Raw genomic sequence first — 20,396 nt, forward strand, 5'->3', positions numbered from 1 at the left:
ATCACATATTGCTGATGTTATGTGATATGGCTGTTTTTTTACATATAAACTGTGATTTTACCTTTCTTTTTTTAAAAGCTAAAATGATCCTATTTCGTGGTAAGATTTAGAAGATAAAGTCGTGAGAAAAAGAAGAAGTCAATCTGGTGGAATCACTCTTTTTCGATATGGATGGAACGTTGTTTCAAACTAATACAATTTTAGAATGATCATTAGATGATGCTTTCGATTATTTAAGGTCACTTGGCCAATGGGATACAGCAACCCCTATTGAGAAATACAGGGAGATCATGGGTGTTCCTTTTCCTAAAGTGTGGAAGATGTTGTTGCCGCATCATCCAACGAATAAGAGAAAAGATAGATGCTTATTTTTTAGAAAGGTCAATAGCTAATATCAACCAAGGGAAAGGCGCATTATATCCTCACGTTGAAGAGATATTCAGTTATTTGAGAGACAACAATTATTCAATTTTTATAGCAAGTAATGGCTTAATAGAATACCTCAAAGCAATTGTGAGTTTTTATCAGTTGGACAGGTGGGTGACTGAAACGTTTAGTATTCAACAAATACATACACTGAATAAAGGCGATTTAGTAAACACTATCCTGAAAAAATACGGCATTCAGCAGGCGGCAGTTGACATAAATGCGGCTAAAGATAATGGTTTGATGGCCATAGGATGCCATTTTGATTTTGCACAGGAAGAGGAACTTGCTCAAGCTGACTTTGTCATCCATGACTTAATTGAGCTGAAAACATTGCTGCCAGAGCTGAAAAAAGGAGATTCAGTTTTATTCAACCGTCAAACTTAAAAGAAAGAGAGAGTCAAGCCATGAAACAGCATATGAATCTCCTTCCTTTAAGTGTGACTTTAAATCCTGTCATTAAAACCGCAATCCAAATACATGAATCACGAAAATGACAACAGGCGGGATCAATAGGGAAGGCAGCAGATTCAGCGTTTTAAATTTCTTGATTCCCAGAATGCTTAACCCTGAGCTGAGGATGAGTATGCCTCCCACAATTGTGATTTCGTTTATAAGGTCTGTATTGATTGCGCTCTCCATTACTTTAGCAAATAAATAGATGGAGCCCTGCCAGGCAAATAACACAATGGCAGCAGCTGCTATTCCAAATCCAAAAGTCGAAGCGAGCACAATGGAGGTAATCCCATCTAACATACCGTTTGTCAGGAGGTACGTATAATTTTCATTCAGCGCGGCTTCAACAGGGCCCAATATTGACAGCGAACCTATACAAAATAATAAGATCGCAGTTGATAAACCTTCCGCTAAATTGCTTTTAGAGAATCTGTTCACCAGCTTGTTGAACCGTAATTCCAGGTTGATGATTTGGCCAAGCAAACCTCCAAGGGCTAAACTTACGATAAAAAGAATGGGGTATTTACTATCAGGCAAATGCTGTGTAAGGGCATTGATCCCCAGCCCGACAGCAGCGAACCCCATTGCCTGCATCAGGATATCCTGGTATTCGCCTTTAATGCCTTTTTTAAATATCCCTCCGATGACGCTTCCTGCAATGATCATAACTGTGTTAAAAATGGTTCCAAACATAAGTTTTCTCCTCCAATAACGCTTCCTGTATAAAAAATAAACCCTCAAGTTAGTAGAGAGTCAAGGGAGATTGAAAACATATTCATGAGATTGATTTGATTGGCAAGAGGATTTCAGTCACATAGTTGTCTAGATTATTCGTAATTCCATAATCAATGAGTGTAATTTCAATTGAGTCGGCTGCTACCTCATAATGATGTTCTTTCATGTATGCCAGCAACTTTTTGTAATAGGGTTCGGCTTCTGGATGTGATCCTTTAAACCTCATTTGCAGATATTCTCTTGAAGGGAAAATGGTTTCTGATAAAGTGTTTTCACTTTCATCTTCAAGAATCATGAATATACTGGAATATTTGTCAAACTGATTTGCTTTTACATGTGCTGCTGAAATGGATAAACCGATCTTGCCTATAAAGATATCCTCGTTTACATTCAGGCGGGTTCTCAATTCTGCTAATGAATGTTCGATATCATGGCCGAGAATATACTCATGCTCTAAATAAGCCACACGTAAGGCGGGAAGTTTGATTTTTGAAATGTGATCTAACGGCGTGTGAACGGCATCTTCTATTTGGATGATGCGGCGGGAGATCTTTTTCTCAATGCGTTCCAATTCTCTCTTTTTGCGATCAATTTCAGTCTGCTGGCTTTTCAGTATATGAATCAGAGTGTTTGTATTTTGAGAATTATAAAAGTGAAGAAGTTTATTGATTGGCAGGCCTAAAGCCCTCAAATACTTGATGGTATCCAGCCGCTCAAACTGTTGGGTGGAATAGTATCTATAGTTTGTTTGCTCGTCTTTATATTCCGGTTTCAAAAGACCAATTTCATCATAATACCTAAGAGCAGAGATTTTCACATTGAATAACTTTGAAACTTCTCCAATCGAAAAAAATTTCTTCATTCTATCAACCTTTCTGTTCTTTGATTGGTGAACTCTTTATATATATCCCACATTATATATGATGGCAGAGGCCTAAAGGTAAAGTTTGCGGCAAAATCAGGTTAGGGGCTGAGGATAGATATCAATCCGATATATTGTATGGTTGAAATTCAAAAAAGGCTGTCGAGAAAACCTCGCCAGCCTGGCTCCTTTATGAAAGAAGCTTTTCTACTCTTCAAAATAGGGGTTCACATGGATGAGCACTTCTTCCACATCTGGAAACTGTCTTTTGATTTCATTTCGGATTTCGCGGGCAATATCGTGTCCCTGCTTAATCGTCAAATCATGATCTAAAGATAAACGCACATCAAGCAATTTATAGTGGCCATGTTCTCTCGCGCGGATTCTATCGATTCGTTTTACTTGATCACATTCAAAAATAATCGCTTTATATTCCGCTATCAGCTTGGGATCAACACTTTTCTCCATGAGAACATCAACAGACGGCCTGATTAATTCCATTGAAATTTTAAAAATGAGGTAAGCCACGATCGCACTGGCAATTGCATCGGCGTACAACAGATAAGTCCATCCGCAGGTGTTCCCGATAATCGCCAATAGGACGCCGATAAAAGCGGCGAGAGAGGCAACGATATCGCCTTTATGATCGTATGCAATCGCTATAATCGCTTTACTGTTCCATTTTTCCCCCTCCTTGATGGAATAACGATATAAGATCTGCTTAGCTGCGTATGAAATCAGAGCTGCAAACAATGCGCTGTATTGTGGAACGCTTGGCCCTTCAACAAAGGACAGAATCGCTTCTATTAGGATATAAACGGATACGATCACTAAGATAATTCCTACAATCGCCTCACTAATGACTTCAGCTTTTCCATGACCAAACGGATGGTCTTGATCAGGCGGTTTATTGGAAATACCGATCACTGCCAGAACAGCAATCGAAGCAACGACATCCGCTGCGGAATGTATACCGTCTGCAAAAACGGCATCACTATCGCCTATAAGGCCAAAAAAGACCTTTCCGGCCATTAAGATCAGATTGGCTATTAATGCAATCAAAGCAACTTTTTTGCTTATTTGTTCTCTTTCACTTGCCATTTTTTCCTCCTGTAAAACTGCACAAAAAATAGGAGTGCTTGTTATTCACTCAACGTACCCTTTCTTGTGAAATCACTTCGCTTATCATACCAACTGAATTTCGAGTGGGTCTATAGCAACGTTGTTTCCTGTTTACTAATAAATAAGGTGGCAGAAAAAAAGTTGGAGCCGGGCTAAAAGCTAACAGAGCAAACCAATGCGTTATTGTGTAACAAGCTGTGATTAGCATCAATTAAAATTTTGCTTCAGTGAAAAATTCCCACCTGATTTTTAAAAACCTGTTGACATTAGACCATCTGTATTTTATTATTATCTCATATTCAAGATATTTTAATTCGAGATAAATAATTAACGATCAAGTGCAAACCTGAGTGTTGTTGAATAATGAAAAGATGTCACAAGCATTGTCTGTTCTTTTAAATGATATGCAAAGTGTTTTTTTATAAAATAATATCTCGAATTCGAGATAAAAAGAGGTGTATCGTAAATGGCTGAATTTTCACAGCTAGTCCATGAAAGAAGATCTGCAAGCAACTTCCTTCCAGATCATCCAATCACAAAAGAAGAACTCAATGAGATGTTTGAATTGGTTTCATTGGCTCCATCAGCTTTTAATTTGCAGCATACAAAATATGTGACGGTGCTTGACCCGGATGTGAAAGAAAAGCTGAAGCAGGCGGCAAACGGACAATATAAAGTGTTTAGCTCATCTGCGGTTCTTTTGGTATTGGGGGATAAGCAGGCATATCAGCAAGCGGCTGATATCTATGAAGGATTAAAGGTGTTGGGGGTATTAAATAAGCAAGAGTATGATCACATGGTTCAAGATACCGTTTCGTTTTATGAAAACAGGGGAGAACCATTTAAGAGAGACGAGGCGATAAGGAATGCTTCACTTTCTGCGATGATGTTTATGCTGAGTGCTAAGGAAAAAGGCTGGGATACCTGCCCTATGATCGGGTTTGATGCTGAAGCCGTGAAACGGATTTTGGATATAGATGACCAATTTGAAGTTGTCATGATGATGACAATTGGGAAAGAAAAAACAGAGAGCAGGAGGCCGCGCGGATACCGGAAGCCTGTGAATGAGTTTGTTGAGTATATCTAAATAATAAACGTAAAGGAGCGGATAAATATGGCTAAAAAAACGATGGGAATCCATCATATTACAGCAATTGTCGGTCACCCTCAAGAGAACGCAGATTTCTACGCAGGAGTGCTGGGGCTTCGATTGGTCAAGAAAACCGTCAATTTTGATGATCCAGGTACGTATCATCTTTATTTTGGGAATGAAGGCGGGAAGCCGGGAACCATCATCACCTTCTTCCCGTGGGCGGGGGCCCGCCAAGGCATCATTGGAGACGGTCAAGTAGGCGTAACTTCTTACGTCGTGCCGAAGGGGGCTATGGCTTTTTGGGAAAAGAGACTTGAAAAATTCAACGTTCCATACACAAAAATCGAGCGTTTTGGAGAACAGTATGTAGAATTTGATGATCCGCATGGCCTGCATTTAGAAATTGTGGAAAGAGAAGAAGGAGAAGCCAATACTTGGACTTTCGGAGATGTAACACCTGAGGTTGCCATTAAAGGTTTCGGAGGTGCAACCCTGTTATCAGCACAGCCTGAAAAAACAGGTGAACTGCTAGAAAACATTATGGGGCTGGAACGAGTCGGCAAGGAAGGAGACTTCATTCGTTATCGTTCTGCCGGTGATATCGGAAATGTGATTGACCTTAAATTAACGCCTATTGGCCGCGGACAAATGGGAGCAGGCACGGTACATCACATTGCTTGGCGGGCTAACGATGACGAAGATCAATTAGATTGGCAAAGATATATTGCGTCTCACGGTTATGGTGTGACTCCTGTTCAGGATAGAAACTATTTTAATGCCATTTACTTCAGAGAACATGGAGAAATCCTGTTTGAAATCGCAACTGATCCTCCGGGCTTTGCACATGATGAATCACAAGAAACAATGGGCGGAAAATTGATGCTGCCTGTGCAATATGAACCGCATCGCACACAAATTGAACAAGGGCTGCTGCCGTTTGAAGTGAGAGAGTTAGATTGATTTTAATGAATGCTGACGCATGAAGAAAAATAAAAAGACATATAGTCAATAGATGATTGCTGGACGGTACTGGAGGCAAGAAATCAGACTGCTGCCTTTCAGCACATCATGTTACATCAAAAATAAGGAGAGATAAAAATGGAAGATGCAGGACTTTTGCTTATTCGTATTATGATTGGTGTGGTGTTTCTGTTTTATGGATCACAAAAATTATTCGGCTGGTTTGGCGGATACGGGATTAAAGGAACCGGACAATGGTTCGAGTCAATTGGGGTTAAACCAGGTAACGTCGCGGCCGCTTTATCAGGTCTTGGGGAATTAGTAAGCGGAATTCTATTTATTTTAGGTGTATTCCTCCCGCTTGGAGCTGCTATCATCACGATTATTATGTTAGGTGCCATCGTAAAAGTCCATGGAGCGAAAGGATTTGCGAATGGCGCAGGCGGTTTTGAATATAACTTGGTACTGATTGCAGTCTCCATCGGAGTTGCACTCATCGGTTCAGGGGCTTACGCTTTGCATTTTTAATACGCAAGTATGTAAGAACAGTTACTGGCAAGCGGTAACTGTTCTTTTGTTTTGGGATTTTCAAGCAAACTTGCGGGTACACCGTAAAGCAAAAAAGCGGATATAAAAAATATAAATGTGTATAGTGAGTGATACGTATCAATGAGCTTGGTCATGAAAGACAGGCCAATTTGAAGGAGTAATTTGATGAAAGAGATGACAGAATTACATTCATTAGATGCTATAGAGAATTTTATTACACAGCATCAATTCAGTTTTATCTATATATCAAGACCCGGCTGCACAGTATGTCACGCAGTTCTGCCGCAGCTCAGAATATTATTGGGTCAGTTTCCAAATATCACATTGGGGCATATCAATGCTGACGATGTAGAAGAGGTCGCCGGCAGATTTTCAGTCTTCACTGTCCCTGTGCTTCTTTTGTTCATTGATGGGACTGAGTTTTTGAGAGAAGCCCGTTTTGTTCATTTTGAACAGCTTGAAGAAAGGCTGAAAAGGGTTTATCGGTTATATCAAGATGAATAAAGTTTACGCAAGCCCCCTTTAAGGGGGTTTTTGTTCTTTGAAAGGGGACAATGTCATGCCGCCCTCTATGCCTGTTTTAAAGACTGAACACATGTGTTATGTCATCAAAACTCAATTTCAACAGCAATTGATCAGAGACAATCATCGAAACGGCAATTGCTCAGATCCTCAGCTAGATTCCTGCTGATTTGGATCGGTAACGGGATGGCTGTTTCAAAGATAAAGAAATCATGCATTGCAAGCAAAACCCTTGAATAAAGAAAGTTGGCAGTTTGAAATTCATTGACATAAAATCCAATGGCATGAAATAATACTCATAAATAATATTACTTTTGAGTATCTTTTTGTGGAGGATGATCCTAGTTGAAAAGCAAAAAAGGACGTAAAGGGGAAGAAAGCCGGAAACGATTACTCAAAGCAGCTGCCAATGATTTTGCGAGTCGGGGATTTCATGAGACGAAAGTAAGTGACATTGTGAAAAGAGCCGGACTGACGCAGCCTTCTTTTTATCTGTACTTTCAAAGCAAAGAAGCCATTTTTGAGGAGTTAATCACCGATTTTCACTCTCGTGTAAAAAAGCTGACAGAGTCACTTCTTCTGGAAAACGGATTAAATACGAAAGATGTGTCACAACGGGTGCTGTCCGCTGTGGAAACTGTTTTTCAATGTCTGGCTGAGGACAAGGATGTAACCAAGATCGGCTTTTTTCTGAACCCAGAAGCGAAACAAATGAAAAAAGACTTGGCGATGGTTTTGAAAGAGAACTTAGAAGCAGAACAACGGCTGGGGTATTTTCGCTCCGAATTGGACATGGAAACGGTGGCTGAGTGTTTGATCGGCATGATTGTACATTTAACCGATTCATTTTTGTTAACCGGTATCAAAGATCCGGCAAGTCTCGCCGCACAGGTTGTGAATCTTTTAATATACGGGATGCTTCCGAACGGGCGTGACGTAAGATGATATCTATGATTATGAAAGCCAGTTTGGCAGTTTTTATGCTCGCGGGAGGCATCATAAAGGTGTTCCGCGTTCCCTTTCAAGTGGAGCATTGGCGGCATTATCAATATCCATTATGGTTTCTAACTGTTACTGGCATTCTGGAAATAGCCGGGGCACTTGCCATGACAGCGGGAATTTGGAATCGGTATGCAGCGTTGGGGGCAGGCGTGCTGTTTATCGTTCTCATGGCGGGAGCGGTTCATGCGCACATGTTTCGAGCGCGTCAATCGGTTCTCATGACGATGCCTGCGATGATTTGTTTGATTGCTTCTATCATGATCATTATTCGGGAGCTCATGTAATGTTTAAAAAGTCTTTTATTTTGATTTGCAGGAAATTGATTTCTCTTATCGAATGATAGAGAGTCAGAGGCTTATAACGGCTTATTTTTTATTTGTACGCAGTGATTGTCCGGCACCAGCTGGACTTTTTTTATAAGGAGGAATACAGAATGACGTTAACCTTGGAAGACATGACTGTGGAAGAGTTCGAGGCATTTCGCGGAATGTCCGTGCAAAATTATGCGAAGCAAAACATAGCGTCGGGAACTTGGACGGAAAAAGAGGCGTTTGAGAAATCGGAGCAGGCATATGAGAAAATGATTCCGAATGGACGAAACAGCAGTAATCATTTCTTTTGGAACATCACAAATGAACAAGGGGAAGGGGTGGGCTGGCTCTGGCTGTATGCTGATCCGCACCATCCGCAGAAGGAAGCGTTTATCTATTCCTTTGGATTGTATGAAGCATTTCGCGGAAAAGGGCTGGCTCAATCGGCGCTTCAAACGCTGGATGAAAGAGCAAGAAAGCTTGGTGCGGAAAGACTTGCTCTTCATGTGTTTGCGCACAACGAGACAGCCGTCCATCTTTATCAGAAGATGGGCTATGCCATGACCAATATACGTATGCGGAAACAGCTGCACGGACCAAAGCCGCTTACTTAAGCGGTTCTCCAAACACAATATGCCAATGTAAATGTTTAGAGTCCTGGTAAGCTCCTAAATTGGTGATCACACGGCATGCGCCTTTTTCTTCCGTCACCATGGAAGCGACCTTTTGAATGACATCCATTAATTCAAGAAGCAAGCCATGATCGTGGTCTTCCAGGGTGATCAACGAGGAGATATGCTTCTTGGGGACAGCCACAATATGGACTGGATAAAAAGGCTTCGTATGGTAGTAAGCCAATACGTTATCTGTCTCTAGAACCTTATGTACTTTCGTTTTGCCGCTAAATACTTCATCACAATAAAAGTCTTCAGTCATATGATCCATCCTCACTTTGGTTGTTTGATTGATTCTTCTGTCTCCTTCTGTTATTTACCTTCTTTTTTGTATCCATTTTACATGAATTGGGAATTTCGGTTCGTTAGATCAAGGGTTTTGATGTTTGAAAATATTAAGAAAAAAGGACAGCGTGTGCTGTTCTTTTTTATGTAATGAGGTGAAATTGTCAACATTCTATGGAGCTCTTCGGATGTAACGACTAATTTTAGTTCATTTAAACGAATCTGACTATTGTCAGTTTTTTTAGAGAGAAATAATTAAAAACAAATGTTTATCACAAATTTTTTAAGATTTAAAGTTTACAATCTGACTGTGGTCAGATAAAGTGAGTGTGATAGATCAAAAGAAAAGGAGAAGAACTGATGGAGTTACAGGCGAAAAAAATACACACTGCAAAAATGTGGTCATTATCATTTATTATTGTCACGCTTTCAAATGCATTTTTATTTATGGTGTTTGAAATGTTATTGCCGACATTGCCTTTGTTTGTTACTGCTTTAGGGGGTGGGGCAAAGCAAGTCGGGTTGGTTACAGGTATTTTTATGATATCTGCCATTGCCATACGTCCTTTTGCAGGGGTTTTGGCTAAACGATTTAACAAAAAATATTTACTTATATTTGGAATTGTTATCAGTGCCTGCTCGACCGGTGCATATTATCTTGCGTCAGATGTGAGCGTCCTATTGCTCATTCGCTTCATACATGGTGCCGGTTTTGGATTAGCAACTACTTATTTTGCGACGATTGCCGCAGAAATTATTCCGAAGGAGCGCCGAGGTGAGGGGATTGGATATTTTGGGGTAGGCGAAACAATTGCGGTTTCGATTGGACCGATGATTGGTATCGTGGCACTGGAGCTTTATGATTTTCAGAGACTTTTTCTAGGCGGGATGTCTATTCTATTACTGGCTGTGCTAATGGCTGTATTTGTGCGGAGGCGGTCTGAAGGAAAAGACGCGGCTGAAAAGGGAATGGTAAAGGTCAAGGTGTTAGAAAAACGTGTGCGGTTTCCTTCGTTTCTCATATTACTAGTCGGAATTGCTGCATCTGCGATCATGTCCTTCTTTTCACTCTATGCGCTGGAAAAGGGTTTCCGAAGTGTCGGAATGTTTTTCTTTCTGATTGCGGCCGCCAGTTTTTTTATACGCCTGATCTCTGGGAAAATGTTTGACCGGTTTGGGGCGGCTGCTGTCCTTATCCCCGCCTCAATATTCTCTTTAGCAGGGCTATCCATACTGTATCTTGCCCAAACCGATGCTATGTTTTTTGCTGCGGCGATATGTTACGGGTTTGGATTTGGTTCTATATTTCCGGCTATCCAGACATGGTGTATTAATCTAGTTGAAGAGCATGAACATGAGGATGCTATGGGGACATTCTTTAATTTTTTTGATATGGGAATTGGCGGAGGCTCGTTGTTATTAGGTGTAGTGGCAACGATCTATTCTTATCGGGAGATTTATATCGTTTCCATTTTGGTGTACCTGCTGTTTCTTTTATTATATATTTTATTTATCTATTCCAAGAGAAAAGAGAAAACGGATTTAAATAATTAGGGGAGGGCATAATAGTGACCCGTGAGAATATAAAACGCACAGCCGTTCGCCAATTTAATGAGCTTGGCTACGAGGGAGTCAAAATGGCGCATATTGCAAAAGAACTGGGGATTCGGAAACAATCTCTGTCCTACCATTTCTCGTCAAAAAAGGATCTGTTGATGGAAGTATACCCCGAGATTGTTGAAGAAGAAGTAGCGTTTATCAATGATTTTTTTGAATCCCGAATGCATATGCCAGCCAAAAATCTTATATATGCTTTTTTAAAAGAAACACAGGCGCGCTTTCATGCCATGCCCAATGTAGCCTTTTTGCAGGCGATGTCGTTTAAGGCTCCTGTTGAAGTAAGTGATTTTATTTCAGCCCAGTATCTGCTGTTTCTGCATGCTTTGAAAAGCCGAGTTGCACTTGTTTTTAAAGAAGCGGGCATCACCTGTCCGCCCGAAAAGTGTGCGATAGCCTTTATCACTCTTTTCGATGGGCTGAACATTCAGCTGGTTTACGAGAATAAACAATCATTTGAGCGATCTTTAGAGATTTCCTTCGATATTTTTTGGCAAGGGCTGAAGGCGAAAACTTGAAAAATACCAAGAGCGAACAGCCCTTGGTATCCCTTAACGTTATTGATCCAGCTCTTTCATTCGTTTCGTAAGTTCATTGAAAACCTGATCAAGCTCTTTGTATCCTTTATCATTTGGCGCCATAAAACTGATCTTTCCCAGCACTTCTTGTCTTTCTGTCTCAAGCTTTAAACGAAGTTCTTCTCGGTCATTTCTTTCTGATGGAGCGTCATTCAATTGCTTTTCGATGTCATTGTCCGAGATGACGAGTTTACTGTTGGTTGTTTTTTCGAGAAAGTATCGGTCATGTGACACCGCCAGCAATGTGCCGCTGTAGTGTGACAGTGTTTCTTCCAGCTGTTCGCGTGACGGCAGGTCGAGATGGTTTGTCGGCTCATCTAAAATCAGCACGTCTTTTTCCTCCAGGATATATGCCATCAGTTTGATCTTTACACGCTCGCCCATACTCATATGCTTGATCGGCTCAGTCCATTGGGAAGCTGTAAAACCTAAGTGCTTCATCAGATTTTGAACGTGTCCCCTTGCTTCGTATGTTTCATTTTCAAATAACTCTTCCGGTGTTTGTTCTAAAGGCAAATCAAACACCTCCTGCGTTAAATAGCCGATGTTTGCAGACGGCGATACCCATACACTTCCCTCAGCTGTTTCCTTTCCCAGAATGATTTTCAGTAATGTCGTTTTTCCGCTGCCATTAGGACCTATGATCGCAACCTTTTCACCGTGTTGAATCGTAAAATGTGCGTTTTTAAAGAGTAGCCTTTCGCCAAAAGCCTTCGTTACATGCCGAACTTCTAAAAAATGTTTTCCCGTTTTATGGGTTGTATCAATTGAAAAGTGTACATGATATTCTGGCTTAACGGATTCCGCTTTTGCTTTTTCCAGCTCTTGTTCAAGCCGCTTCCGCTTGGATTTCATTTGGGCATCCGTACGCTTCGCTTTTACACGGTGATATTCTTTAAATCCTTCCTTTTTCGTCGATTGGGCGTGCGCTTTTTCCGACCATGAAGCCAGCTCATTCATTTGTGCTTCAATTCGTTCAACCATTTTTTGCTGCTTTTCATATTCACGCTGCTGGGTGAGTCTTTTCTTTTCCCGGAACTTCATATACCCAGAGTAATTTCCTTTGAATTCAATCAGCGATTGAGCTTCGAGAGACCATATTTTTGTTGCGGATTCGTCTAAAAAATAACGATCGTGAGAAACAAGAATCACAGTGCCTCTATAGCTTTTCAGCTGTTGAATGAGAAATTGCAGGCTTTTTTCATCAAGGTGGTTTGTCGGTTCATCTAACAGTAAAAGATCTGCATCCTCTGAAAATCCTTTTGCCAGCCGTGCTTTCAGTTTTTCACCGCCGCTTAATTGATGGAAATTTCGAACGGGCACACACCATTTCTTCAGTAATTTCTTTTCGGCAGGCGTCTGATCCGCAAAGGAATACGACGCGGTTTCCTGTTCTACCAGCGTCATTTTTAAATCTTGCCGAAGTCTTCGGATTTGTCCTTGTGCAGGGGTTAAGTCATTGTGAATGAGGTGAAGCAGCGTCGATTTCCCAGCGCCATTTTTGCCGATAATCCCAATGACATCTCCTTGATGAACACTGGCATTTACGTTTTTAAAAACAGTCAGATTCATCACTTCATAGCTGACATTTGTTAATGTTACGATCTCTTTCATTCATATCCCTCGCTTTAAAGGGAGAATCAAAAAATCCTCCCAAATGTGTTGGAAGGATTAGCCGCGCCTGTGCATGATCAAATAAGCTATTGTTCATAAATAGCAGTGTCATCTATATAGAAAATGGGCAGACTAATCCTATTTTTTCTGATTTGAAATATTGATTTCAAACGGTAAAAATAAGATTAGTTAATCATTGTCCACCCATCATCCCTTCTTGTTTTGATTACACACACTATAGCATAACTTCAAATTCGAAAGCAAAGGCCATTTGGGATATTTTTCATCAAAAAACTCCTGCTCTCATTTTTGAGGCAGGAGCTGCGAGTCTTATTGATGCTTTGCTTTTCTCACTTTATAAACCACAATCAGCAAAATAAACCAAACCGGCGTGATAAATAAGGAAATTCGAGTATCCTGAGCTAATGCTAAAACAACAATGATAAACGCCAGAAACGCAAGAATCAGGTAGTTTGAAAACGGATAAAGCGGAAGCTTAAACTTATTTGTTTTCGCTAATTCAGGTCTTGTTTTCCGGTATTTCATATGGCAGATGACCGTAATACCCCAAATGTAGATAAAGCAGACGGTTGAAATGCTTGTGATCAGGGTGAATACGCCTTCTGGCATGATGTAGTTTAGCGTGACACCGATTAAAATCACGATAGCTGAAAAGAACAACGCATTTCTGGGTACTTTACGCGGAGTCAGTTTCGCCATTGATTCAGGCGCATTATTATCTTTCGCCAGGGAATAGATCATACGGCTTGTACTGAACACAGCGCTGTTGCATGCTGAAGCAGCGGATGTCAACACAACAAAGTTAATAATACTTGCTGCCGCGACGATGCCGACCGCGACAAATACTTGTACGAATGGGCTTTCGCTGGGATTGATAACATTCCAAGGATAGATGCTCATAATGACAAGAAGAGCACCAATATAGAAAAGCAGCACCCGGATAGGGATATTGTTGATCGCCTTAGGGATGACTTTTTCAGGGTTCTCTGTTTCACCGGCTGTAAGTCCGACCAGCTCAATGCCGACAAAGGCAAACACAACCATCTGGAACGAGAGGATAAACCCGTGCATTCCATTCGGGAACATACCTCCGTGGCTCCAGAGATTTGTGAAACTGGAGGCTCCTGAGCTAGTGGGAAACCCTTTGAAGATCATCACAAGACCGATGGCGATCAGCGCCAAAATGGCAATGACTTTAATTAAAGCAAACCAAAATTCTAATTCTCCAAAAAGCTTAACAGTTGCCAGGTTCATAATCATTAAAACAATCAGAGCGATTAAGCCGGGCACCCATTGCGGCACACCCGGAAGCCAATATTGAGTGTAAAGCCCGACGGCTGTCAGATCTGCCATCGCAATGGAAATCCAGCAGAACCAGTATGTCCAGCCGGTGATAAAGGCTGCCATATCGCCTAAATAGTCTTGTACAAAATCAACAAAAGAGTGATAGTTCAAATTCGATAACAGCAGTTCACCAAGAGATCTCATAATTAAAAAGCAAATGATTCCTGTGATCAAGTAGGCAAATAAAATGGACGGGCCGGCAAAATGAATTGATTTTCCTGAGCCGAGAAATAACCCCGTCCCAATAGCACCGCCGATGGCGATGAGCTGGATGTGCCTGTTTTTTAAGCCTCTCTCCAAGGTTTGCTGATTTATATTATCTTTCGTCATATCGTCTGTCACTTTGTGTGTTCCTCCATTGAAAATTGTTTTGAGTCAGCAATACGTTTTTAATGATTATTATAACACTAAAATTTCTATCTTTTTTACTATAAAGGTAAATGAAAAGAAATTTTAATGTTTTTTGAAAAAATTCATTATAAAAAGCGGCTCCATTTAGTGAGCCGCAGTCGTTTTATGCCATTTCTGTTTTTTTCAAATACAGGTAGAGCCCATAATCTGTCGGAGCGGATGCATATCCTGCCTGCCGCAGCATTGCTGTGATATTGCCGCGGTGGTATGTCCCGTGATTAACAACGTGAGGAACCAGCTCGGAAACAGTCGTTTGCATGATTCCGGCTGAGGGGTTTTGAATCTGGAGGGGTTTATCGATCTGTTCGTTTTGCTGTAAACATAATGTGTAGCGCTCGGATAACTCCAGAAACAGAGCTTCCATCTCCTCCATTTCTTTTGCCTCTGTCTGTTCTTTAAGCTGTTCAGCTAATGCCAGAGCATCGTTCATACTTTTGCCGGAAAACACTTCAATCCAGCCGAGGTCGGAGAGGTAAATATGAGACAACACATGGGCTATCGACGGAAACACACTTTGAATGTCTTGGCGATAGACCTCTTTTGGAAGCTCTTTTAACCGGTTGAATATTTGCTGATTAGCCCATACGTTATATTCATAAAAATGTAGTGGAAAATCTGGCATGTGGATTTTCTCCCTTCGTGTTTATAATTCTATTGTACACGAACAGGTGTTCTTTGTGGAGTGTTTGTGAATAAAATAGGTTGACAGACCTAGTTTAGAGGAATAAACTAATTGACATTGATCATATAGTTTAGGGGGATAAACTATAATGAGGAGGGGAAGATGTTGAATGAACAAAAGCTATGTCAGGCGATAAACCTGTTTGTGGAAGTATTACTAGAAGGGACAGAGTTTGTGCATCGTGAAATCAATCAGGATGTCTTCAAGCATATCTCCAGAGAACAGGCGGACCTGTTAAAAATTTTAAAAGTTAAAGGACCAACCTCTCCCGGCAGCCTGGCCATGTATCAAAATGTACATAAGAGCGCGATTTCGAACAGACTGAAAAAGCTGCTTGAAAAAGGATTGGTTGAATGGGATGACTGTCCGGCAAAAAGTGATAAGCGCTCTAAGCTTATTCACATCACAGCCAGCGGTGAAAACATCCTGGGAAAATTAGATTCAGCCATCTTTAACGCTCTTAAAGAGCTAATCGATGATATAGATGAGGAACACTTACACTCTATCATAGAGATATTCACCATTCTAAAAAGCAAATTTAAAGGAGGAGATCCTGCCGAATGAGAGCGATCATCAAATTCAAGTGGGCGATTGCAGCCTCTATATTAGCACTTACCGTTATACTGAGTTTGTTTTCTCCGAACGTAACGGAGCTGGCGAATCAAAAGGGGCAGGCCCAGCTTCCCGCTGATGCTGTTTCAGAAAAAGCAAATGCCATTTTAAAACAAGCGGGAGAAGACAATAATTCGATCAGTATGGTCTTTACATTAGACCACGCTTTGAAAAAAGAGACAGAAGATCAGCTCCGCACAATGATCGATAAAATCAAAAAGATCGACGGTGTAGAAGATGTAACGTCTCCTCTTACAGCGGAAAAAGAAGTCAAAGACCAATTAATCTCGAAAGACAAGAAAACCATCCTCGTTCCTGTCACGATTACAGGTTCTGATAAAAAGGCGGAAAAAATCGCGGATGACATGTATAAAATCGTTCCTGATAATTTGACGGCATATATAACGGGAGCCTCCCTCATCAATCAGGATTTCGCCCACAGTTCAGAGGAAGGGCTCAAGAAAACGGAAGTGATCACAGTCTGCTTGATCATCGGTTTACTGCTGATTGTGTTCCGCTCTGTTGTGACGCCTTTTATCCCGATTGTGGTTGTCGGGTTTTCATATCTGATCAGTCAATCCATATTGGGCATTCTCGTGTACAATGTTGATTTTCCTATCTCGACGTTTACGCAAACCTTCTTAGTCGCCATCCTGTTCGGCATCGGAACAGATTACTGCATACTGCTTCTGACCCGATTCCGTGAAGAATTGGCAAATGGACATGAAAAAAAAGAAGCGGCGTTAATCGCTTATCGTACAGGGGGAAAAACCTTATTTATCAGCGGATTTGCGGTATTGATCGGGTTTTCTGCGTTAGGCTTTGCGAAGTTTGCGATTTTCCAATCAGCAGTAGGAGTCGCAGTCGGTGTGGGAATTTTAATGATCATCCTCTATACACTGCTGCCATTATTTATGGTGACACTGGGTGAAAAGTTATTCTGGCCTTCTAAGAAAGTGCTGTCGCACAGTGATAATAAATTATGGGCGTTTCTCGGCAGACATTCGGTTGTGCGTCCGTTTCTGTTTATTGTCATTACGGTGATCATCACGCTTCCGTTCATCTTGACCTATGATGACCAGATTTCATTCGATTCGACTGCAGAGATCAGCAGCGATTATAAATCAATAAAAGCTCTTGAGGCTATCAAAGATGGATTCGGTGAAGGGAAAGCGTTCCCGATCAATGTTGTCGTGAAAGGAGACAAAGAACTCACAACAGCTGATACAATCCCTTATCTCGGAAATGTCAGCAAAGCGATTGAGAAAGTCGATCATGTGGACTCTGTCATGACCATCACGCAGCCGACTGGAGAAAAAATCAAAGATTTATATATTGATAAACAGCTAGGCTTGGTTTCAGACGGGCTGGATAAGACGGGTAAAGGAATTGCCGATGTCCAGAGCGGTTTAACGGATATAGAAAACGGAATGAATCAAATGGCGGGGCAAACGGGCTCAGCCTCAAATAGCAGCTCCGGCGGTTCACTAGGCGATGCGGCAGACGGATTGGGCAAAATCAATCAGCAGCTGCAGCTTGTGAGCAAACAGATTACCCAAACCGGCAATACCGCACAGACCGTACAGCAGCTTACGGCAATCAGCGGACAGCTTGGACAGATTCAAACCGGCCTTGAACAAGCGGACCAGCAGCTCTCAGGCCAGCAGGCACAAGCCGGGACGCTGACAGAAAGCCTAAAGAAGCTGGCCGAAGGCGTGAAGAGCGCAAATGACGGTTTGACGAAAATCTCTGACGGCATGTCAGCTTCCAGTGATATGTTAGAGAACATGAGCAAAAGCTCAAGCGTAAGAGATACAGGCATATTCATTCCTGATCAAGTCATGAAGGATAAAGGCTTTAAGAAGTCAATTGACCAATATTCCTTTGCGGATGGCAAAGGCGTGAAATTAAGCGTCGTTCTGGACTCTAATCCTTATTCAGAACAGGCCATTACAACAATCAATCAAATCAAAAAAGCCGTAGCAAACGAAGTTGACGGCACTCCACTGGAGGATGCCCAGATCGTATACGGCGGAGTCACAAGTGTGAATGCGGACTTAAAAGAACTGTCCACAACGGACTTCTCCAGAACAATGGTGATCATGATTATAGGCTTGTTTATTGTGTTAACCATTTTGTTCCGCTCGATGATCATGCCGATTTATATGATCGCGTCATTGCTGCTGACATACTATACGTCGATCTCCATAACAGAATTGATTTTTGTGAACGGCCTGGGAAATGCCGGCGTCAGCTGGGCAGTACCATTCTTCAGCTTTGTCATCTTGATCGCGTTAGGCGTAGATTATTCGATCTTCTTGCTTGACCGATTTAAGGAAGAGGTGCACCTTGGCATTGAACAAGGTGTCATCAGATCAATGAGCAAAATGGGATCAGTCATTATTACGGCGGCCATTATTTTGGCCGGCACGTTCGCGGCGATGATGCCCTCGGGCGTCAATACGCTGATGCAGGTGGCAAGTGTTATCATTATCGGACTGCTGCTTTACGGCCTCGTCATTCTTCCGCTCTTTATGCCGGCAATCATCGTGACCTTTGGAGAAGGAAACTGGTGGCCGTTTGGCAGGAAGAAAATCAAAGAATAATAGAGACAAGAGGTGGGAATTTCCATCTCTCTTGTCTGATTGTTGACAGCAACAAAATGAAAACAGAGCCCAGAACATACGTCTGGGCTCTTTGTTTTACTTCCATTCTGCAATTGTATCAATTGGCAGACGGTAGGAGGCATAGCCTTCGTCCGCTGCTTTTCCGATAGAAAGAAGCATGACAGGTACATAACGTTCTTTATCTAACCCGAACGTTTCCGCGATGTTTTCTTTATCGTATCCGCCGATCGGGTTTGTATCATAGCCGTGCGCGCGTGCAGTCAGCATCAGCTGCATTGAAACGAGACCGCCGTCAATCAGGATCGTTTCGCGGTTCACCTGCGCCGGAAGCTTTTCAAAATGAGCTGTCAGCGCGGCGATTTGTCTGTCTTTTACCTCCTGCGGCATATAACCGAGTTCCACCGCTTTTGAATAGATTTCTTCTAGATAGTCAGCATTGTTCATGTCTGCAAATACAGCGATGACAGCAGATGATGTTGTGACTTGCGTTTGGTTGAAGCTTGCAAGCGGTGCGAGCTTTTCTTTTCCTTCCGGGCTGTCGATGACGAGAAAACGCCATGGCTGAGCGTTGACAGAAGATGGCGCCGTTGTTGATTCTTCTAAGATTGCTGTCATCTCTTCTTTGCTGATTTTCACCGTCGGATCATAGTTGCGAATAGAACGGCGGCCTTTCATAATCTCCATAAAATCGTTTGTTTTGATCATGTTGATACACTCCTCTTAAGCTTCGATATTTTCTATGTTGTTACGCATACGCGTCAGCACATCAATGAGCAGGCGGCGCTCGTCTGCACTTACATTCGCGAGCATTTCCTTCATGAAACGCTCCTTTTCTTGCTTAGAAGACTCGATCCGCTCTCTTCCTCGATCTGTTAACCGAACAAGGGTGATGCGGTTGTCCTCAGGTTTGCGCCGTCTTGAGACCATGCCTTTGGCTTCCAGCTGTTTTAGGTGTCTAGTGACGGCGGCGCTATCAATATTTACTTTCTTTTGAAGGTCGCTTTGACTGATCTCATCTGCATAATAAAGCAATGACAGCAATTCCAAACGAGATTGGCTGATGCCCGTGCATGCCTCGAACTTCACGCCAATCACCTTGTTCACGCCTTGCAGCTGATATAAAATCTCGGCTTCCTCTGAACAAAATGACGCCAAAACCCATCCCTTCTTTCTTGTCAACATAATTAATTGACATATCAATGATTGACACATCAATTAATATACAATGATTGATTTCAACTTGCAAGCCATTTGCACATTTGAAAAACCCCCCAGATGTGAAGGGAGGTTTTGTGTTATTCTTGCGGTTCAGGATAAAACATCAGCAGAAAAAAGCTGGCCGTTTCTTCAGAAGAATTGATGTAGCTGTGCGGGGTTGACCCTGTAAACTGCAGGGCGTCTCCTGAAGCGAGCATGTGCTCCTGACCCTGCAGATTAACCGTTAATTCGCCTTCTTTAATGAAAAGATATTCTTCTCCTAAATGTGTTTTTGCTTCATGAATACATCCAGGTTTCAGATCAACAACGTAAATTTCAAACTTTGTTTTAGGATTGTAGGGGAAAAAAGGGTAGACGCTGTAGTTTTCTTCATTATCTGTAACAGGTTCAATATCCCTCAGATTAATTTTTCTAACTATCGGCTTGTCTTCTTTCAGAAATACAGAAAAGGAGACTTGAAGCCCGTTTGCGATCTTCCATAGTGTAGTGACAGTCGGGGTGGACTTTCCTTTTTCGATTTGTCCGAGCATCGCTTTGCTGACACCCGTTAATTCAGAAACTTGATCAAGAGTCAGGTTTCTGTTTTTTCTAAGTTTGACCAGATTCATTGCAATAATGGCTTGGATATCATCCATACATGTATCTCCTTACGTCCATATTCGCTTTTATTATAAC

At 41.8% G+C, this 20,396-nt stretch carries 21 protein-coding genes and 1 pseudogene; 12 read left to right on the plus strand and 10 right to left on the minus strand.

The window, feature by feature from the left end:
• Positions 1 to 143: 143 nt before the first annotated feature.
• Positions 144 to 813, plus strand: a pseudogene (locus JMN17_RS19290) (HAD family hydrolase).
• Positions 814 to 885: 72 nt separating this feature from the next.
• Here the strand turns inward: JMN17_RS19290 and JMN17_RS19295 are convergent.
• The 3 genes from JMN17_RS19295 to mneP all read right to left on the minus strand — a co-directional run bounded on the left by JMN17_RS19295 (position 886) and on the right by mneP (position 3,580).
• Positions 886 to 1,575 carry a DUF554 domain-containing protein gene (locus tag JMN17_RS19295; RefSeq protein ID WP_087993560.1) on the minus strand — a complete coding sequence of 230 codons (690 nt, stop codon included), beginning with the start codon at positions 1,573 to 1,575 and terminating at the stop codon, positions 886 to 888.
• Positions 1,576 to 1,657: 82 nt separating this feature from the next.
• The gene (locus tag JMN17_RS19300; protein WP_087993561.1) at positions 1,658 to 2,479 is read right to left on the minus strand and encodes a MerR family transcriptional regulator; all 822 of its coding nucleotides are present in this window, start codon (positions 2,477 to 2,479) and stop codon (positions 1,658 to 1,660) included.
• 207 nt (positions 2,480 to 2,686) lie between these two features.
• Positions 2,687 to 3,580, minus strand: a complete 894-nt coding sequence (mneP, locus tag JMN17_RS19305) for a manganese transporter MneP (RefSeq protein ID WP_202329019.1) — start codon at positions 3,578 to 3,580, stop codon at positions 2,687 to 2,689.
• A gap of 487 nt (positions 3,581 to 4,067) precedes the next feature.
• On the opposite strand from mneP, the gene JMN17_RS19310 reads away from it, so the two are divergent.
• The 7 genes from JMN17_RS19310 to JMN17_RS19340 all read left to right on the plus strand — a co-directional run bounded on the left by JMN17_RS19310 (position 4,068) and on the right by JMN17_RS19340 (position 8,652).
• Positions 4,068 to 4,688 carry a nitroreductase family protein gene (locus JMN17_RS19310; RefSeq protein ID WP_087993563.1) on the plus strand — a complete coding sequence of 207 codons (621 nt, stop codon included), beginning with the start codon at positions 4,068 to 4,070 and terminating at the stop codon, positions 4,686 to 4,688.
• Between the two features lie 27 nt (positions 4,689 to 4,715).
• Positions 4,716 to 5,654: a ring-cleaving dioxygenase gene (locus JMN17_RS19315; protein WP_087993564.1), complete on the plus strand. Its 939-nt coding sequence runs from the start codon at positions 4,716 to 4,718 to the stop codon at positions 5,652 to 5,654.
• A 138-nt stretch (positions 5,655 to 5,792) separates the two neighbouring features.
• Positions 5,793 to 6,182, plus strand: a complete 390-nt coding sequence (locus JMN17_RS19320) for a DoxX family protein (protein WP_087993565.1) — start codon at positions 5,793 to 5,795, stop codon at positions 6,180 to 6,182.
• Between the two features lie 186 nt (positions 6,183 to 6,368).
• Positions 6,369 to 6,707, plus strand: coding sequence for a thioredoxin family protein (locus JMN17_RS19325; protein ID WP_202329021.1), 339 nt, complete (start codon positions 6,369 to 6,371; stop codon positions 6,705 to 6,707).
• A 363-nt stretch (positions 6,708 to 7,070) separates the two neighbouring features.
• Positions 7,071 to 7,670 (plus strand): TetR/AcrR family transcriptional regulator, encoded by a 600-nt coding sequence (locus tag JMN17_RS19330; RefSeq protein WP_087993567.1) that lies wholly within the window; start codon positions 7,071 to 7,073, stop codon positions 7,668 to 7,670.
• The gene (locus JMN17_RS19335; protein WP_087993568.1) at positions 7,667 to 8,011 is read left to right on the plus strand and encodes a DoxX family protein; all 345 of its coding nucleotides are present in this window, start codon (positions 7,667 to 7,669) and stop codon (positions 8,009 to 8,011) included. Before JMN17_RS19330 ends, JMN17_RS19335 begins: the two co-directional genes overlap by 4 nt.
• A 149-nt stretch (positions 8,012 to 8,160) precedes the next feature.
• Positions 8,161 to 8,652, plus strand: coding sequence for a GNAT family N-acetyltransferase (locus JMN17_RS19340; protein WP_087993569.1), 492 nt, complete (start codon positions 8,161 to 8,163; stop codon positions 8,650 to 8,652).
• On the opposite strand, the gene JMN17_RS19345 is transcribed toward JMN17_RS19340, so the two are convergent.
• Positions 8,645 to 8,974 (minus strand): HIT family protein, encoded by a 330-nt coding sequence (locus JMN17_RS19345; RefSeq protein WP_087993599.1) that lies wholly within the window; start codon positions 8,972 to 8,974, stop codon positions 8,645 to 8,647. The genes JMN17_RS19340 and JMN17_RS19345 overlap by 8 nt on opposite strands.
• Positions 8,975 to 9,357: 383 nt before the next feature.
• Between JMN17_RS19345 and JMN17_RS19350 the strand changes: the two genes are divergently transcribed.
• Together JMN17_RS19350 and JMN17_RS19355 are read left to right on the plus strand one after the other, a co-directional pair.
• On the plus strand, positions 9,358 to 10,551 hold the full coding sequence (locus JMN17_RS19350; RefSeq protein WP_202329023.1) for an MFS transporter: 1,194 nt from the start codon (positions 9,358 to 9,360) through the stop codon (positions 10,549 to 10,551).
• Between the two features lie 14 nt (positions 10,552 to 10,565).
• The gene (locus tag JMN17_RS19355; RefSeq protein ID WP_087993571.1) at positions 10,566 to 11,132 is read left to right on the plus strand and encodes a TetR/AcrR family transcriptional regulator; all 567 of its coding nucleotides are present in this window, start codon (positions 10,566 to 10,568) and stop codon (positions 11,130 to 11,132) included.
• Positions 11,133 to 11,171: 39 nt separating this feature from the next.
• Here the strand turns inward: JMN17_RS19355 and vmlR are convergent, their stop codons facing one another.
• The 3 genes from vmlR to dinB form a co-directional block, all read right to left on the minus strand.
• A complete protein-coding gene (vmlR, locus tag JMN17_RS19360; RefSeq protein ID WP_202329025.1) occupies positions 11,172 to 12,806 on the minus strand; it encodes an ABC-F type ribosomal protection protein VmlR in 1,635 nt (544 codons plus the stop codon).
• Positions 12,807 to 13,136: 330 nt separating this feature from the next.
• Positions 13,137 to 14,513, minus strand: coding sequence for an amino acid permease (locus JMN17_RS19365; RefSeq protein WP_087993573.1), 1,377 nt, complete (start codon positions 14,511 to 14,513; stop codon positions 13,137 to 13,139).
• Between the two features lie 172 nt (positions 14,514 to 14,685).
• On the minus strand, positions 14,686 to 15,204 hold the full coding sequence (gene dinB, locus JMN17_RS19370; protein WP_087993574.1) for a damage-inducible protein DinB: 519 nt from the start codon (positions 15,202 to 15,204) through the stop codon (positions 14,686 to 14,688).
• Between the two features lie 165 nt (positions 15,205 to 15,369).
• Between dinB and JMN17_RS19375 the strand changes: the two genes are divergently transcribed.
• Positions 15,370 to 15,828 carry a MarR family transcriptional regulator gene (locus JMN17_RS19375; protein WP_087993600.1) on the plus strand — a complete coding sequence of 153 codons (459 nt, stop codon included), beginning with the start codon at positions 15,370 to 15,372 and terminating at the stop codon, positions 15,826 to 15,828.
• A complete protein-coding gene (locus JMN17_RS19380; protein ID WP_202329028.1) occupies positions 15,825 to 18,482 on the plus strand; it encodes an MMPL family transporter in 2,658 nt (885 codons plus the stop codon). Before JMN17_RS19375 ends, JMN17_RS19380 begins: the two co-directional genes overlap by 4 nt.
• A 96-nt stretch (positions 18,483 to 18,578) precedes the next feature.
• Here the strand turns inward: JMN17_RS19380 and JMN17_RS19385 are convergent, their stop codons facing one another.
• The 3 genes from JMN17_RS19385 to JMN17_RS19395 form a co-directional block, all read right to left on the minus strand.
• The gene (locus JMN17_RS19385; RefSeq protein ID WP_087993576.1) at positions 18,579 to 19,208 is read right to left on the minus strand and encodes a nitroreductase family protein; all 630 of its coding nucleotides are present in this window, start codon (positions 19,206 to 19,208) and stop codon (positions 18,579 to 18,581) included.
• Between the two features lie 15 nt (positions 19,209 to 19,223).
• Complete coding sequence (locus JMN17_RS19390) at positions 19,224 to 19,718, minus strand: MarR family transcriptional regulator (protein ID WP_087993577.1); 495 nt, start codon at positions 19,716 to 19,718, stop codon at positions 19,224 to 19,226.
• Between the two features lie 80 nt (positions 19,719 to 19,798).
• A complete protein-coding gene (locus JMN17_RS19395) occupies positions 19,799 to 20,356 on the minus strand; it encodes a helix-turn-helix domain-containing protein (protein WP_087993578.1) in 558 nt (185 codons plus the stop codon).
• Between the last annotated feature and the right edge of the window lie 40 nt (positions 20,357 to 20,396).

Source organism: Bacillus sp. RHFS10 (assembly GCF_016757475.1).
GTDB lineage: Bacteria > Bacillota > Bacilli > Bacillales > Bacillaceae > Bacillus > Bacillus subtilis_G.

Bases quoted from the DNA above. Each gene is read 5' to 3' on its own strand.
- JMN17_RS19295 (WP_087993560.1), bottom strand. From the start codon at position 1,575: ATGTTTGGAACCATTTTTAACACAGTTATGATCATTGCAGGAAGCGTC.
- JMN17_RS19300 (WP_087993561.1), bottom strand. From the start codon at position 2,479: ATGAAGAAATTTTTTTCGATTGGAGAAGTTTCAAAGTTATTCAATGTG.
- mneP (WP_202329019.1), bottom strand. From the start codon at position 3,580: ATGGCAAGTGAAAGAGAACAAATAAGCAAAAAAGTTGCTTTGATTGCA.
- JMN17_RS19310 (WP_087993563.1), top strand. From the start codon at position 4,068: ATGGCTGAATTTTCACAGCTAGTCCATGAAAGAAGATCTGCAAGCAAC.
- JMN17_RS19315 (WP_087993564.1), top strand. From the start codon at position 4,716: ATGGCTAAAAAAACGATGGGAATCCATCATATTACAGCAATTGTCGGT.
- JMN17_RS19320 (WP_087993565.1), top strand. From the start codon at position 5,793: ATGGAAGATGCAGGACTTTTGCTTATTCGTATTATGATTGGTGTGGTG.
- JMN17_RS19325 (WP_202329021.1), top strand. From the start codon at position 6,369: ATGAAAGAGATGACAGAATTACATTCATTAGATGCTATAGAGAATTTT.
- JMN17_RS19335 (WP_087993568.1), top strand. From the start codon at position 7,667: ATGATATCTATGATTATGAAAGCCAGTTTGGCAGTTTTTATGCTCGCG.
- JMN17_RS19340 (WP_087993569.1), top strand. From the start codon at position 8,161: ATGACGTTAACCTTGGAAGACATGACTGTGGAAGAGTTCGAGGCATTT.
- JMN17_RS19345 (WP_087993599.1), bottom strand. From the start codon at position 8,974: ATGACTGAAGACTTTTATTGTGATGAAGTATTTAGCGGCAAAACGAAA.
- JMN17_RS19350 (WP_202329023.1), top strand. From the start codon at position 9,358: ATGGAGTTACAGGCGAAAAAAATACACACTGCAAAAATGTGGTCATTA.
- vmlR (WP_202329025.1), bottom strand. From the start codon at position 12,806: ATGAAAGAGATCGTAACATTAACAAATGTCAGCTATGAAGTGATGAAT.
- dinB (WP_087993574.1), bottom strand. From the start codon at position 15,204: ATGCCAGATTTTCCACTACATTTTTATGAATATAACGTATGGGCTAAT.
- JMN17_RS19380 (WP_202329028.1), top strand. From the start codon at position 15,825: ATGAGAGCGATCATCAAATTCAAGTGGGCGATTGCAGCCTCTATATTA.
- JMN17_RS19385 (WP_087993576.1), bottom strand. From the start codon at position 19,208: ATGATCAAAACAAACGATTTTATGGAGATTATGAAAGGCCGCCGTTCT.
- JMN17_RS19395 (WP_087993578.1), bottom strand. From the start codon at position 20,356: ATGGATGATATCCAAGCCATTATTGCAATGAATCTGGTCAAACTTAGA.